We start from the raw sequence: 14,695 nt of genomic DNA, 5'->3' as shown, positions 1-14,695 counted from the left end.
GCCCGCACGGGCAAGAAGCAGACGGTGAAGCCCCTGCTTTTTCCACGTCTTCAGCGGAGAATTCAGCCATGAGCATTGGGATAATCGGCCGATTCGCAGCGAGAATCGTCACAGCAGCGATTGCTTTCCTGCTGTTCTGGTCCGCCGCCAACGCCGAGGAGAACTGGCCGCGCAGCTTCACCAATGTCGATGGCAGCCAAACGGAAATACCCGCCAAACCCCGAAAAATCCTTTCAACTTCGGTATCGCTGACCGGCACGCTTCTCGCAATCAATGCACCGGTTGTTGCCAGCGGTTCGGCAGCGAATGGCCAGTTCTTCGCGCAATGGGCGGCAGTGGCCAGCGAACGCAAGGTTGAAAACGCCTGGCCAGCCGGCAAGGTCGATCTCGAAGCCGTCTATGCAGCACAACCCGATTTGATCGTCGTGACGACAAGCGGGGCCGGTTCGGTCAAGGATCAACTCGGCGCCTTCCGCCAGATCGCCCCGACCATTCTTGTCGACGACGGAGCACTCTCCTGGCAGGGCCTGGCGACAGAACTTGGCCGTGCAACCGGCCTTGAGTCGGAGGCGGCCGCATCGATCAAGGATTTCGATGCTTACGTTGCGGCAGCACGCGCAAAAATCAAAATCCCTGGCGGGAAGGCCAACATCATCAGTTTCAATGGCGCGGGCCAAAGCAACCCCATTGGCCGCGCAACAGGCCCGCATGCCGCCCTTCTGTCCGCGCTCGGTTTCGATATCGAAGATCCCGATCCGGCCTGGCACACCCAGGCGGAAAGCCGCGACGATTTCGTCTGGGCAAATTACGAACATCTGGTCGACCTTAAAGCGGACACCACCTTCATCCTGCGGGTGGATGACCGCAAGGCAGTCGCCTTCCGCAACGATCCAGTTCTCGCCAACGTTCCCTCTGTAAAGAGCAGTCATGTTTATGGGCTTGGCGTCAATTCTTTCCGCATAGACTATTACAGCGGCAAGGAAATCGTCGATGGCATCGTTGCCAATTTTGGACACTGACACCTTTGCGGAACCGGCTGGATGGCACAGCGACGCCAACACGCACGATCGACCGTAACCGGTTGATCGGGCTCGGGGCGCTTGCCTTCCTGCTTGCTGCGGCTGTCATCTTTGGCATCATCGCCGGAGCGCGACCGATACCCCTCTCGACATCCTGGGATGCGATCGTCGATTTTGATCCGACAAACAGCGATCATCTCCTGGTGCGCCTGTTGCGCATCCCGCGCACACTGCTCGCCATCGTGGTCGGAGCATCACTTGGTGTCGCGGGTACCATCATGCAGGCGCTGACGCGAAATCCACTGTCGGATACTGGCATCCTTGGCATCAACGCGGGAGCGGCGGTGGCAATCACCTGCGCCATCGCCCTTTTCGGGATCACCTCAGTCACGGCCTATATGGCGCTTGGCATGGCAGGTGCTGCTCTTGCCGGCGCAGCTGTCTATCTCCTCGGCAATCTGTCGCGCGGCGGCAATCCCGTTCGCGTTGTCCTGGCAGGCGCCGCACTCTCCGTCGTCCTGATGTCGCTGACGCAGATCGTTCTGGTAAACAGCGACGAACAGGTCTTCGACCAGTTCCGCAACTGGTCCGTCGGCTCCTTGCAGGGACGAGGGTACGGAGTCTTGCTTCCCGTCCTTGCTCTTTCATCCATCGGGGCCGCAATTGCGTTCACACTTACGAAGGCGCTCGATACGGCAGCCCTCGGGGCAGATCTTGCCAGGGCACTCGGTGGCAATCCGCTGCGCATCTGGGGACTCTCGGCACTTGCGGTCATCATCCTTTCAGGGGCGGCGACGGCAGGTGCCGGACCGATCGGTTTCGTCGGGCTGACGGCGCCGCACATTGCCCGGCTGATCACCGGTCCTGGCCATCGCTGGCTGTTACCCTATGCAATGATGATCGCCGCCTTGCTGACGGTAAGTGCCGATGCGCTGGGACGGGTGATTGCCCCACCCGGCGAAGTGAGCGTCGGCATCATGCTGGCGCTGATAGGCGGGCCGTTCTTTATCGCCCTTGTTCGTCGCCACCGGATATCAAAGCTGTGACCCGCCCCGCACACCCTCAGTCCTCAACCCCTCGGCGATTTGTCTGGCGAAGCCGGCGCGTGTCGTTCGCCGTCGAGATGCGTCCGGTCGCCATCTCTCTTCTACTTGCAACAGCCACCGTACTCGCGGCACTCTTTGCCATGACGCTTGGCCGTGTCCCGGTACCTTTCATTGACGTCATTGCAGCGGTGCTCGGAGATGGAGAGGGCGGCATGCGAGAGCAGATCGTCTTCAACCTGCGTCTGCCGCGCGTACTCGTTGCCGTCTTCGCGGGAGCCTCGCTTGGTGTCTCGGGCGCCGTGTTCCAGTCAGTGTCGCGCAATCCGCTTGGCTCTCCCGACGTCATTGGTTTTACCACCGGCGCGGCAACGGGCGCACTGGCACAGATCGTGATCTTTGGCGGCGGACCGCTTGCCGTGGCATTGTCGGCAGTCCTTGGCGGGCTGGTGACTGCAACACTCGTCTACCTTCTGTCCTTCAAGCAGGGGGTTACGGGTGGCTACCGGCTGGTGTTAACCGGTATCGGTGCGGGAGCGACACTCAACGCTCTCAACGGGCTGATGCTCGTCAAGGGCAGCCTCGACAATGCCATCGCCGCCAATCTCTGGCTCGCCGGTTCGCTTGATGCGCGCAACTGGGATCATGCCTTGACGGTCGTGGCGGGCGCCTTGCTGCTGATACCGATTGCGGCTCTTGCCGCAAACAGACTTCGCATGATCGAGATGGGTGATGATATCGCCCGCCAGCTCGGTGTCCACGTCGAACGGACACGGTTCGGCATGATCGCATGCGCGGTCCTTCTTGTGGGCGTGGCAACGGGTGCTGCGGGACCGATCGCATTCCTGGCCCTGGCCGCACCGCAGCTTGCAACCAGGCTGACAGCAAGCCGCGGCATACCGGTTATCGGTTCCGCCATGATGGGTGCGTTCCTGCTGGTATCTGCAGATTTGCTGACGCAGCTCTTCGCCACCAACGTGGTGCTGCCGATTGGCCGCATGACCGGACTCGTCGGTGGTATTTATCTTCTGTGGCTTCTGACCCGATCGAAGCGGAGTTAATTCGACCTCAAGCGACTGGCGAAGGGTCGTCGAGCGGCACGACCATTGGATCGCCGGTCACCGGGTCGTCGATAACGACAGCAGCCAGCCCGAAGACGGTCTGTACGAGATCGGCTGTCATCACGCTGCGCGGATCACCCTCCACGATGACGCGCCCATCGCGCATCGCGACGATGTGATCAGCGTAGCGACATGCCTGATTGAGATCGTGCAGAACCGCCACAACCGTGTTGCCCTGGCGCCTGTTGAGATCGCGCAAAAGATTGAGAAGTTCGATCTGGTGAGCGATGTCAAGGAACGTCGTCGGTTCATCGAGCAGCAGAAGCGGTGTCTCCTGAGCCAGGACCATGGCGATCCACACACGCTGCCGCTGCCCGCCGGAAAGTTCGTCAACCGCACGGTTGGCCAGTTCCTGGACCCGCGCTGTCTGCATCGCCCGCTTGACGGCCTCCTCGTCCGCCCGACTCCAGCGTTGAAGAAAAGACTGGTGCGGATAACGTCCACGGGCGACGAGATCGGCTACTGTGATGCCGTCGGGAGCAACCGAACTTTGTGGCAAAAGGCCGAGTGTGCGTGCGACGTCGCGCGCGGGCAAACGTTCGATTTCCCTGCCGTCAAGGACGACGCTCCCGGCTTCGGGCCGGATGATGCGAGCGAGCGCGCGCAGTAGCGTGGACTTGCCACAGGCATTGGGGCCAACGATCACCGTAAAAAGGCCGTCAGGGACTTTAAAACTCAAATTCTCAGAAATTACCCGATCGCCATAGGTCAGCTTGACGGTGCGGGCTTCAAGCCGGGCGTTTGCCAAATCTAGGGGGCCGGGAATCGACTTTTTCATTTGCATATAACCGTTGCTTGGCACCTTGTGGCCGAGAACAGGATGTAACGTCAACCTCAAATGCGGTAGCTCAAAACTGCTCGGCACGTCTTCACGACCGGCTGCAGGTCAGAATGAAGCGCCTGTAGACGAAGGTGCGCAGCCGGTTGCGCAGGTTGGCATTTTTCCGCTGTGCTTTCGCTATCGGGTGATGGGAATGGAGTTCTATCTTATCAAAGCCCGCAGCGATCAGCAGCGGCGTCAGCATCTGGGGCTGTAGCCCCCGGCCGAATGGAAGCGCCTTCATGATCGCCGCATGGCGACTGCCCAGAGCCCCGTCATAATTCCTGTCAGCACCCATCACATGATCAATAAGCGAAATCAGCACGCTCGCAAGGCGTCCGGTCGGTTTCGGCGTCGCCCAGTCGCCATCGAAAAACAGAAGCCGGCCGCCCGGACGAAGAAGCCTGAACCATTCGGAGAACGTCTGTTCGGGCTGCGTTAAAGTCCAGACCAGATGCCTGCAGACGATCGCGTCATAGGATGCATCGGGCTCCATGGTGTTTTCGGCATCCGCCATGATGAAGCGCAGCCGCGGTTTGCCGGCGTGTTTGGCGCGCGCCACCGCCAGCATCGCCTCTGAAAAGTCGAGTGCCGTAACATCGTGGCCGAGATCGTGGATCAGGCGCGTCACCTCGCCGGTGCCACAGGCCAGTTCAAGAACACGTTTCGGCTCCGGGCCGATCAGCTGCCGGATCGGTTTCTGCCACGCATCAGCCTCCGGACCGGCGGCGATCCTGTGTCCGAAGGCGAGATCGAAGGTCTCCGATCTTTTCGACCAGTAGTCGCGGATTTCTTCCTTGAGATCGAAATTACCGCCATCCATCGTGTCGTTCCTTGTGTGTTCCATGTTCAAGCTCAGCGAAATGATCAGTCGGAAGCGTCGAATACGGTGTTGAGCGTCGCAACCGTGATGGCGATTGCGATGCCGGGCCAGATCATCAGGCTTGGATGATCGAAGATGAAAACGCGATACTCGAACAACATCGAGCCCCAGTCCGGTTTGGAAGGGTCCGCGCCAAGCCCGATAAAGGCCAGCGAGGCATAGGCGGTGACGGCAAAACCCGCCTGATTTCCGGTATGGGTTATCATCAGCGGCAGGATATTCGGCAGAAGATGGCGCAGGACCATCCGCAAGGGCGGAACGCCCAGCGCCTGTGCGGCATGGACAAAGGGTTGCCCAAGCACGCGCCGGCTGAGGGAATGGGCAAGCAGAGCCGTCGGGCCGATGCCGGCAAGACCAAGCGCCAGCCCGACCGTCATCGGTGTAAGCCCAAAAATCGCCGCCGCCGTCAGGGCTATGATGAGCGTCGGAACGGTGATGAAGAATTCGCAACAGCGTAGCACCACCCTCTCCTGCCAGCCGCCCAGCACCGCAGCGCCGGCGCCGAGCAAGGTGCCGCCGGTAAAGGCGATGGTGCCGACCGACAGAACCACAAGCGCGGTGCGCCATCCGCCCGCCATGAGGCGCGAAAGAAGATCGCGGCCGAGATGATCGGTTCCCAGCAGATGCTGCGCCGTCACACCGGAATGGCGGGCTAGGATATCCACGGCGTCAGGATCATAGGGCTGCCAAAGGGCACTGAGGAGCAGGAAAAGGGCCAGGACGGCGAGCGCGAAATACCGGAGCATCAGACGAGCCGTGGATCCAGAAGGCGCTGAAACAGCTGCACGATCAGGTTCATGAAGAGCAGCCAAAGCGCGATGACCATCACATAGGCCTGCAGCACCATCTGGTCGCGCACCGCGATGCTTTGCACGAGAAACTGGCTGATGCCGGGGAGATTGAAGAGGATTTCCATGGTCGCCGTCGAACCGATCACCCACCCCGCCTCCGAGCGCACCGCCGAAAGCAGGGCATAAAACGCGCCACGATGCGCGTGACGCAAGAGCGCCTGCCGGTGTGAAAGCCCCTTGGCGAGAGCGGTGCGAAAATACGGCTGTCGTGTGGTCTCGATCATGTCGCGGCGGTAGATGCGAGCAAAGACGGCGGCCGAATGGCAGGCGATCAGGATGACGGGCAGAACGATTGCGGTGATGTCGGTGCTGAACGGACGAATCCAGCGCAACTGGACGCCGAGGAGCCAGAGCAGGACAAGCCCCAGCCAGAAACCGGGAACAGCCTGCACAAATACCGAAAATGCCCGGCTGGCACGATCAGCAATGCCGCCCGGCCGCGCCGCAGCGCTGAAACCGAGCGGTACGGCGACGGCAATGGCGAGGAGAAGGCCGGAAATACCGAGCATGAGCGAGAGAGGCAGACGCTCGATAAATTCCGCAAAGACGGATTCGCCGGTACGGATGGATCGTCCCCAGTCGCCGGTCACGAAATCCACTAGCCAGTGCAGATAACGCAGGATGAGCGGGCGATCGAGCCCCCACCCTTCCCGCAGCGCTGCAACGGTTTCACTCGTGGCCGTCAGGTTCCACACCCGAATGGCAATCTGCACCGGATCGGCGGGCATCCATGCGATGAGCGTGAAGGATGCGAATGAAAGCGCAACCATTCCCACCACGGAATATATGCCGAACCGGAGCAATCGCATCGAGCCTATTTCGCCTCGCCGATATCGGCACGCAGGACGTAATAATCGGAGCCCCACGGCTCGTAGCTCTGCAGCCGCTTCGAAAGGCCGACATACCAGACGGGCGAGACCAGGAAGGATGCCGGAACATCCGCAAACAGTTTCGTCTGCGCATCAAGGGCTATCGTGGCGCGTTCGCCCGCATCGCCAGCCGTCGCGAAACGATCGAGAATGGCATCGAACTCAGGCGAGGCGTATTTCGCATAATTGAGCGAGGCGCCGCTGCGCAGCATCGAATTGAGGAAAAAGGCCGGGTCTCCGTTCGGGGCGGTATGCTGCGCCCAGAGAGCGATGTCGAATTCGCCGGCAGCAGCCACGTCCTGAATATTCTCCACGACCTTCGTATCGAGTTCGATGCCTATTCTGGCAAGCTGAGCCTTGACCACCGGCAGCATGGTGACGAGGTCCGGGCGCTGCGGATAGGTAATGGCGAGAAGGCGCAACGTCGTGCCGTTCTTCTCACGCTTTCCTGCCGCATTCTTCGTCCAGCCGGCTTCATCGAGAAGCGCTTCGGCTCTCGCAAGATCGGTCTGCCGCTGCTCTTTCCCGGCAAAGGGAAAATAGGCGGCATAAGCGCCGGTCGCGGGTTCACCACCATTGATGGCGGCAGCCAGTTCCCTGCGGTCGAAGCCAAGATCGAGCGCCTGGCGCACTTTGATATCGGCGGTAGCCGGCCTCGTTGTGTTCAGGAAAGCGAGATATTGATAACCGACGGGGAAAGACTTGATCGTCAAATCCGGATTTGTTTTCAGACGGCTTACGACCTCTGACGGCAGACCGAAGGCAAGGTCCAGTTCACCGGCTTCCAGCGCCAGCGTCATGCTTTGCGCATCGCCGAACCTGCGAAAATCAACCGAAGAACGGGCATCCGCATCGGCAAAATGGGTGTTTGGCGTAAGCGTCAGAGATGTATCCGCCTTGAAATCCGCGATCTGATACGGCCCGGTGAACAGCGCCTTCCCGTCGGTTGCAGGCTTGTAGGCGATCAGCGGCCATTCGGCAAAGAGCGCCTGAAGAAAGGCTACCGGCTTTTGCGTCGTGATCATCAGCGTCAGATCATCAGTTGCCTTGAAATCCAGCTTTCCACCCGTTGCCAGCGCCGCCTTGTTGGTTGCAAATGTGTGGTCGAAACCGGCGGCAAGCGCAGCCGCCGTTACAGGCGAACCGTCGGAGAAGGCGCGGCCCGGTTTCAGCGTCACTTTCCAGCCGAGATCGCCGGTGCGTTCCGCTTTTTCGGCAAGACCGGGCACAAGCCGCCCTTCCCGATCGACGGTGAAGAGGTTTTCACCCACACCATGGCTGACAAGCGCCCAGCCGTTCGATCCCTTTGCCGGGTCAAGACCGCTCGTGATGTAGGTGGCGCCAACGCGCAAGGGCTCGGTGGCGAGAGCGCTGGCGCCCACACCCGTGATCAAGGCCGCAAGCCCGGCCGCGGCCAGACGTGAAAAGCTCTTTGCCGACATTCTATTTCCTCTCATGCTATTCGGACAGATTACGAAGCCGCTGTTTGCGGCCGGTCGGGTGGTAGGCGAAATCGTCAACGATGCTGCCACCCAGCAGGTGTTCGGCAACGATGCGATCGACCGCCTCTTCCGTGACGCCGCCATAATAAGTGCCCTCGGGAAAGACCTGCAGGACAGGCGCAAGGTTGCAGGGGCCAAGACAGGTTGACTTGGCGGTCATGGTGCCCTCACCCGCAATCCGAAGCTTCTGCCGTTCCTGGTGGTTGCGCAGATGACCCCAGATCACATCCGCACCCGCCGAATTGCATGGCGCCCCCTGGCAGACGAGCACACGACGCTTCTGCGCCGGGACCAGCGATCCTTCGCCTGCCGGGCGAACAGGCCCTGAAAGGTCAAGCACCTGCGCCGTTGCGGCCAGATCTTCGAGCAGGCGTGCCATCAGGCTGCTCGATGTGGGGCTTGCTGTTATGGAAAGGGACGGCCATGGTCGGAGGTCACCTGCCCGCCATCGTTTCAATGTCTTGGTCATCCAGTTGCGAAAACTGGGCTCCAGCGGCAGCATCAGCGGAACGATCAGAATATGGCCGACATCCGCATCGATCAGCTCGAACAGCGCTTCATGGAGTGATGGTGTTCCCTGCTCCGTGAAGGCGATGCGAACGGTCTGCGCACTGCAAAGCCCCTCGGCCTGCATTGCCAGCCGCTGCATGTCCTGATGAGGCGCGGCGGCAAAGGCCGACTTGGCGACAAGCAGCACCGCTTCCGGCACGGAAGGCTCGCGATGGGTGGGATGGGTATTGTCTGTCACATTGCCTCATTCACGAGGCGGCGTCGAAAATGACGGGTCTCCGGCAGAAGACCGGAAACAGCCATCATTCCCATGGCACCCCCCGACCACGGAATTACATGATGTCAGGCAGGTCTCCTGGCTTGCGGGTCGAGGCCATCTCACCTGTCTTCCCGGCATCGCTGCCAGTGACATCGTGGGCGATAGGCTCACCGCTTACAGTTGCGGGACAGCTCCGGAATTTAACCGGATTCCCTCTTAGCTTCCGCCGGGCGGCGGAAGAACCATGACGGAGCGACCCTACACTGCCGCCTGTCACTGTCAACCGCCTGCACCAGTGCTGAGAACTCTACAGTGAAGCCTTTCGTTATGTTATAAAGTAACATTAACCATTCATGACGAACTGGTCAATAGGTCAGTCTGTTTATTACCAAGGAAGGAAGCAGCTTGAAGCAGGATCTTGACATCACAAAGCGGCGCGGCAGACAAACGGGCGCTCGATTTCAGGCTCCAGAACCCTCCACAAGATGATGGCCCTGCTGTTAGCTATCTGCCGATATTCCTCTGTAAAGCCAGTTCCAGGTCCTGTCGAAATATAGATCGACAGACTGCCTTGTATCAAATTCGGCGCTGCCCATCATCGCCGATGAGGTGGGCAATGCGACAAGACAGTGGATGAGGTGGCTGGCGATCAGGCTCACGTCCCCAGCTGCAATCATGCCCGCATCCTGCGCTGTCTGTACGGCATCGACGAGCCGGTTCATGATCGGATCGGGCTGCGGCGGGATCGGTGCTTTCTTTTCGAACACGACAGCTTCACTGAAGGTAATGCGCTTCAGCGCAATGAGGTCCGGCTCCATGTTGATATGTAACAGTTCGCGCATCAGGGTCCGCAGGCGCTCAAGAGCGTTGCCCTGCGCCATCGGCAAGTCTTTCAGCCGCGCCACCGCTTGGGCATGAGCATGTTCCACTACCGCCTCGAACAGGGCGACTTTCGAGGGAAAGCGGCGATAGACAGTATCCTTGCCTGCCCCGCACTGCAACGCGACCTGCTCCATGGACGTGCCGGCAAAGCCGCGCGTAGCAAAGAGTGTGGTCGCAGCGTCAATTATCCGTTCGGCTGCGGCGTTCTGTTCCGCCTTCAAGGGACGACCGACCCGCGCTGTGGCATTTATTCTTTCCGACACCAGATTTCCTCCGCACTTGCACGTGCCCGACCTGTTTGAAGATGTCGACCAGGATTGCCAACATAAAAGTTGACCAGCGCCTTCATATTAACTGGACAGGACGGTCCCGTTTGATTTATTCACTCTAGCAGATTTCCCAAGCTTCGACCATGGGGGCGAATTCGTGAAGCAAGGTCTTTCCTTTAAAAACATTCTGACGGCCACAACTTTTCTGGTGGCAACCCACGCCCTGGCGCAGGAGCAGGGCACGCAGTTGGAGACAATCGTCGTGCAGGGCAATGCCGCAGCGGCAGGAACATCCGCTGCGATTGTCGCCAAGTCCACTCGGTCGGCAACCAAGACCGGAACACCTTTAGCCGAAACGCCGCAATCCGTTACCGTCGTAACCCGCAAGCAGATCGACGACCAGAATCCGCAAACGGTCAGTGAGGCGCTGCGTTACACAGCCGGTGTGTTGTCTGACCGGGACTCGAACTCACGTTACGATTCCGTATTTCTGCGCGGCTTCGGCGCGTTCGGCACGGCGACCAATTATGTGAACTATCTCGACGGTTTGAAACTTCAACGTGGTCAGGCCTTTGGAACACCCTCCATTGATCCGTTTCTCCTTGAGCGCATCGACGTCCTGAAGGGGCCGGCAGCACTTCTCTATGGCCAGGTGAGCCCCGGCGGCCTCGTCAATCAGGTCAGCCGCAAGCCATCGAGCGTACAGTCAAACGAGACAAGACTCGAAGTCGGGACCGATGGAAGGGTTCAGAGCGGTCTTTATTCCACCGGCCCCATCGCCACGGATGGAACATGGCAATATGGTATCGGCATTGTTGGCCGTTCCTCCGGCACACGCTATGACGATGTGGATGAAAAGCGTCTCGGCGTTGCGCCATCCCTCAAGTGGCAGCCGGACGAGGATACCTCGCTCGTTGTTTCCGGTTATTATCAGCGCGATCCGGAAGGTGGCTATTTCAACTCGCTTTATCCGAAGTTTCTGGCTCCCGCAGGCTATGCCGGTTTCCTCAGTCGGGACCTCAATGTCGGGGATCCCAACTACGACGCGTTCAGGCGCACCCAGTATGGTGCCGGTTACGAGTTCGAGCACACGTTCGATGACCAGGTGACCATCCGCTCCAACTTCCGATATTCCGGCGTGGATACCGATATGCGTTCGCTCCAGATGAACGGGCCAATGTCCGCGACGGGTATTATTCCCCGCTGGGCTGTCCATTCCATTGAGGGCGCTGAAGGCTTTTCCTTCGACAACCAGGCTGAATTCAAGTTCGAAACCGGCGCCATCGGTCATACGCTTCTTGCCGGCCTCGACATTCAGCGCTCAAGCAGCAGTTGGGAATATCTGCTGGGTGGCGCGACGCCGCTTGATGTGGCCAATCCCGTTTACGGCCGACCGGTCGGGCCGTTCATGACGGCAGTCGACAATGATCAGTCGCTTCGCCAGACAGGCATCTATCTCCAGGATCAGATCGAGATCGGCGGGCTGCGCGGCGTTTTCGGGGTGCGGCACGACTGGGCCCGTCAGGACACTGACAATCTCCTTGCCGGAACATCGTTGAAACGATCCGACAGCGCAACAAGCTATCGCGCCGGCCTGCTTTACCTTTTCGATAACGGCATTGCGCCTTATGTCAGTTATTCCACCTCGTTCGAACCTTCCACCAGCGTTGGCGCCAATGGCAGTCCGTTCAAGCCGACGGAAGCGCAGCAATATGAGGTGGGCGTCAAATACCAGCCTTCAGGGCTGGACGCCATGTTCACGCTCTCCGCTTTCGATATTCGCCAGCAGAATGTGGTCTATTACAACGCCTCATCAGGCTTCAATGAACAACAGGGCGAGATCCACTCCCGCGGGCTGGAGTTCGAGGCGAGGGGGAACCTCACCAGCAATCTCGAACTTATCGCTGCGGTTTCCCTGCTCGACACGGAAGTTTCCGAATCCGGCATCACATCGATCATAGGCAACCGCCCGCAGGCCGTGCCGCGCTACTATGGTTCGCTCTGGGCGAACTACACCGTCGATTCCGGTGCGCTGGAGGGCTTAAGCGTCGGCGGCGGGATGCGTTTCGTCGGCTCCAGCTATAGTAACGACACCAATACGGTGAAAGCCGATGGCTATACCCTGCTTGACGCCGCACTTCGTTATGATTTTGGAGCAACGAACCCGAAACTCAAGGGGCTGCAGGCGACACTGAACGTCACCAACCTGCTCGACAAGGACTATTACTCCTCCTGCAGTTCCGAGTATTATTGCCAGTACGGCAACGGCCGCACGGTGCTCGCTGGCCTCAGATATAAATGGTGATGTCGCCGTGATCATAACGAGACGAGGCTTTTGCATTTCCTTTGCGGCAGCCGGCATCCTTTCCGGCATTCAGCCCGCCGGAGCCGAGCAGCCGGTTACCGTGAGGGATATGGCGGGGCGCGAGGTACATCTTCCCGCCCTGCCGAAAAGGATCGTTCTGCTGGAGGCGCATGACCTGCTGACGATGTCGCTCCTGCATCGCGATCCTGCGTCGCTGGTCGTGGGCTGGGCCGCCGTCGATCGGCTCGACAGCGGTGAATTGCAGACGATCCTGCTGAACGGCCATTCCGTCAGCACGGTCGGGACGCTGAGCCCGGACACGCTTTCCCTTGAAGGGCTGATCGCCCTGTCTCCCGACCTGATCGTAACCACGGCCTTCATGACGCCGCAGGGTGATGAGAATTCCCTGCTGCAGAGGCTGAAGAAGATCGGCATTCCCGTGGTGTTCAGCGACGCCTCCTCAAACGCGGCCGATGAGGCGCGGGCAAGCGGCCCTGTTGATGCGATGAAAGCATCTATGCGCATGTGGGGAACACTTCTGGGTGCTTCAGGCAAAGCAGAGGCCTATATCACCTTTGTCGAGCGGGAACTGGCGGGCATTGCAACGTGCGTTTCAGGTGCGAAGCCCGTCACGACCTATCTGGAGGTCCAGTCGACGCTCGACGACTGCTGCTGGGCGGCGGGCAGAAAGAACTGGGGAGAATTGCTGGCGCTGGCCGGTGGTCAGCCGCTTCCGGGCGTGGTCGCGCCGTGGTTTGAGAAGCTGTCGCTCGAATATCTTCTCGCCACACCGCATGAGGTCTACATCGCCTCCGGCGGCGGCTGGGCCTCGGGTGGCCGCCCGTCCATCGGCCCTGGAATCGACGCCGAACAGGGTCGACAGGGATTACAGCACCTGATCGAGGGCCGCCCGAGTTTCGAACATCTGCCGAGCGTTCGTTCAAAGCGTGTTTACGGGATATGGACCGGGTTGATTACCAACTTGCCCCTCAACGCGCTGTTTATCGCCCAGGCAGCCAGATGGCTGCATCCGGATCGATGTGCCGATATCGATCCAACCGCCATTCTCGACACCATCAATCGCGACTTCGCGGCGTTTCCCATAAAGGGACCGCTGTGGGCGGCGATCTGAGACACGGAGCCACGCCCGATGCCATCGACCAGCAACAACCGATACCGCGCACATGCCGCTGTCCAGTTTGAAAAGATTAACGACTATATCGAACCGATTGTTGAATCGATTGCAACGCACGACATGACCGTCAAGAAGGCAGGTGGCATTCATCATATCCATTCGCCATTCGGCGACGCCACATTCGAGGCGACGGCAAACGGTTTTCGGTTGACGGCGGAAGCTCCCGATCCCGGCGGCCTGAACCGGCTGAAACATGCTCTGGTCGGGCCGATCGGTTTTATCGCCGCCCGTGAAAATCTCGATATTCAATGGGAAGGCGATCATGCGGACCCCGCCTTACCCGACGATCTGCGCATTTTGCGGGTGCAGACCATTGAGGATCTGTCGCCCCGCTTTCGCAGGATCGTCTTCAAGGGGGAAAACCTCGAACGTTACGACCGTAAAGACCAGCTCCACTGTCGTCTCATTTTCCAGCCGCGCGATATCGCCGCACCACGCTGGCCGCTACTTGACCATCGCGGGCATGTCGTCTGGCCGGACAATATTGCGGTTCCGACGCGCGTCTATACGATCCGCTTCATCGACACGGCAAGACAGACGATCACAATCGATTTCGCGCTCCATGCTCATCCCGGTCCCGCGACCCTGTGGGCGATGAATGCACGGGCAGGCGATGTCGTCGGTATTCTGGGGCCGGCGGCGAACGGCCCGGGGCCGGCGGACTTCTACGTTCTCGCCGGCGACGAGACCGCATTGCCCGGCATTGCCAGAATTCTCGAACATCTGCCGCCGACGGCGACCGGCCATGCGTTTATCGAAGTCGACACGGCCGCCGACAAACTGCCGCTCTGCTCTTCCAGCAGCGTTTCGATCCAATGGTTGTATCGCAACGGCAAGGGTGCGGGCACAACGACGCAGCTTGAGGACGCAATCCGCGCCATTCGGTGGCCAGAATGCCCGACGAGCGCCTTCTTCTGGGGTGGATGTGAACACAAAGCATTCAGTGCGATTCACCATCACCTGAAGAAAGAAATCGGACTTCCCCGTGACCGTTTCGTGCTCTATTCGCACTGGCACCGGTCCCTCAGCGAGGAAGACATCATTGCCAGAGGAGGCGATGCCTATCTGCCTCAGTGAAGACAAGGATTGCTATTCAAACACTAAACACGCCGGACCGGCCTCACGCAGGGAACGTTTTTCTTAGATAGCGCTAATGAGTGCTTCCCA

The 14,695-nt window shown here is 59.7% G+C and carries 13 protein-coding genes and 1 riboswitch; of the genes, 6 read left to right on the top strand and 7 right to left on the bottom strand.

Going from position 1 to position 14,695, the window contains the following annotated elements; translation table 11 throughout:
* Positions 1 to 68 precede the first annotated feature (68 nt).
* From fepB to AC5YUO_RS21820, 3 genes are read left to right on the top strand one after another with little or no spacing between them, the layout of a single operon-like run.
* Positions 69 to 1,019, top strand: a complete 951-nt coding sequence (fepB, locus tag AC5YUO_RS21830) for a Fe2+-enterobactin ABC transporter substrate-binding protein (RefSeq protein ID WP_496155171.1) — start codon at positions 69 to 71, stop codon at positions 1,017 to 1,019.
* Positions 1,020 to 1,024: 5 nt separating this feature from the next.
* Entirely contained in the window at positions 1,025 to 2,065 is a 1,041-nt protein-coding gene (locus AC5YUO_RS21825) for a FecCD family ABC transporter permease (RefSeq protein ID WP_496155170.1), read from the top strand.
* Between the two features lie 59 nt (positions 2,066 to 2,124).
* A complete protein-coding gene (locus tag AC5YUO_RS21820) occupies positions 2,125 to 3,123 on the top strand; it encodes a FecCD family ABC transporter permease (RefSeq protein ID WP_496155169.1) in 999 nt (332 codons plus the stop codon).
* Positions 3,124 to 3,130: 7 nt separating this feature from the next.
* Here the strand turns inward: AC5YUO_RS21820 and AC5YUO_RS21815 are convergent, their stop codons facing one another.
* From AC5YUO_RS21815 to AC5YUO_RS21785, 7 genes are all read right to left on the bottom strand, one after another.
* Positions 3,131 to 3,961 (bottom strand): ABC transporter ATP-binding protein, encoded by an 831-nt coding sequence (locus AC5YUO_RS21815; protein WP_496155168.1) that lies wholly within the window; start codon positions 3,959 to 3,961, stop codon positions 3,131 to 3,133.
* A 91-nt stretch (positions 3,962 to 4,052) separates the two neighbouring features.
* Positions 4,053 to 4,826 (bottom strand): class I SAM-dependent methyltransferase, encoded by a 774-nt coding sequence (locus tag AC5YUO_RS21810; RefSeq protein ID WP_496156541.1) that lies wholly within the window; start codon positions 4,824 to 4,826, stop codon positions 4,053 to 4,055.
* 44 nt (positions 4,827 to 4,870) lie between these two features.
* Positions 4,871 to 5,632, bottom strand: coding sequence for an ABC transporter permease (locus tag AC5YUO_RS21805; RefSeq protein ID WP_496155167.1), 762 nt, complete (start codon positions 5,630 to 5,632; stop codon positions 4,871 to 4,873).
* On the bottom strand, positions 5,632 to 6,546 hold the full coding sequence (locus AC5YUO_RS21800; protein ID WP_496155166.1) for an ABC transporter permease: 915 nt from the start codon (positions 6,544 to 6,546) through the stop codon (positions 5,632 to 5,634). The genes AC5YUO_RS21805 and AC5YUO_RS21800 overlap by 1 nt, the downstream gene beginning before the upstream one ends.
* Positions 6,547 to 6,551: 5 nt before the next feature.
* Positions 6,552 to 8,048 carry an ABC transporter substrate-binding protein gene (locus AC5YUO_RS21795; RefSeq protein WP_496155165.1) on the bottom strand — a complete coding sequence of 499 codons (1,497 nt, stop codon included), beginning with the start codon at positions 8,046 to 8,048 and terminating at the stop codon, positions 6,552 to 6,554.
* Positions 8,049 to 8,064: 16 nt separating this feature from the next.
* Positions 8,065 to 8,856, bottom strand: coding sequence for a (2Fe-2S) ferredoxin domain-containing protein (locus AC5YUO_RS21790; protein ID WP_496155164.1), 792 nt, complete (start codon positions 8,854 to 8,856; stop codon positions 8,065 to 8,067).
* Between the two features lie 90 nt (positions 8,857 to 8,946).
* Positions 8,947 to 9,140, bottom strand: a riboswitch (cobalamin riboswitch).
* Between the two features lie 237 nt (positions 9,141 to 9,377).
* Positions 9,378 to 10,022: a TetR/AcrR family transcriptional regulator gene (locus AC5YUO_RS21785; RefSeq protein WP_496155163.1), complete on the bottom strand. Its 645-nt coding sequence runs from the start codon at positions 10,020 to 10,022 to the stop codon at positions 9,378 to 9,380.
* A 163-nt stretch (positions 10,023 to 10,185) separates the two neighbouring features.
* Here AC5YUO_RS21785 and AC5YUO_RS21780 point away from each other — a divergent pair, with 163 nt between their 5' ends.
* The 3 genes from AC5YUO_RS21780 to AC5YUO_RS21770 are packed head-to-tail and all read left to right on the top strand — an operon-like array spanning position 10,186 to position 14,605.
* The gene (locus AC5YUO_RS21780) at positions 10,186 to 12,333 is read left to right on the top strand and encodes a TonB-dependent siderophore receptor (protein WP_496155162.1); all 2,148 of its coding nucleotides are present in this window, start codon (positions 10,186 to 10,188) and stop codon (positions 12,331 to 12,333) included.
* A gap of 7 nt (positions 12,334 to 12,340) precedes the next feature.
* Positions 12,341 to 13,465, top strand: coding sequence for an ABC transporter substrate-binding protein (locus AC5YUO_RS21775; protein ID WP_496155161.1), 1,125 nt, complete (start codon positions 12,341 to 12,343; stop codon positions 13,463 to 13,465).
* Between the two features lie 18 nt (positions 13,466 to 13,483).
* Positions 13,484 to 14,605 (top strand): DUF2218 domain-containing protein, encoded by a 1,122-nt coding sequence (locus AC5YUO_RS21770; protein ID WP_496155160.1) that lies wholly within the window; start codon positions 13,484 to 13,486, stop codon positions 14,603 to 14,605.
* Positions 14,606 to 14,695 lie beyond the last annotated feature (90 nt).

Source organism: Agrobacterium sp. LEGMi-208b (assembly GCF_059511785.1).
This window is presented reverse-complemented; position numbering and strand designations above follow the sequence as displayed.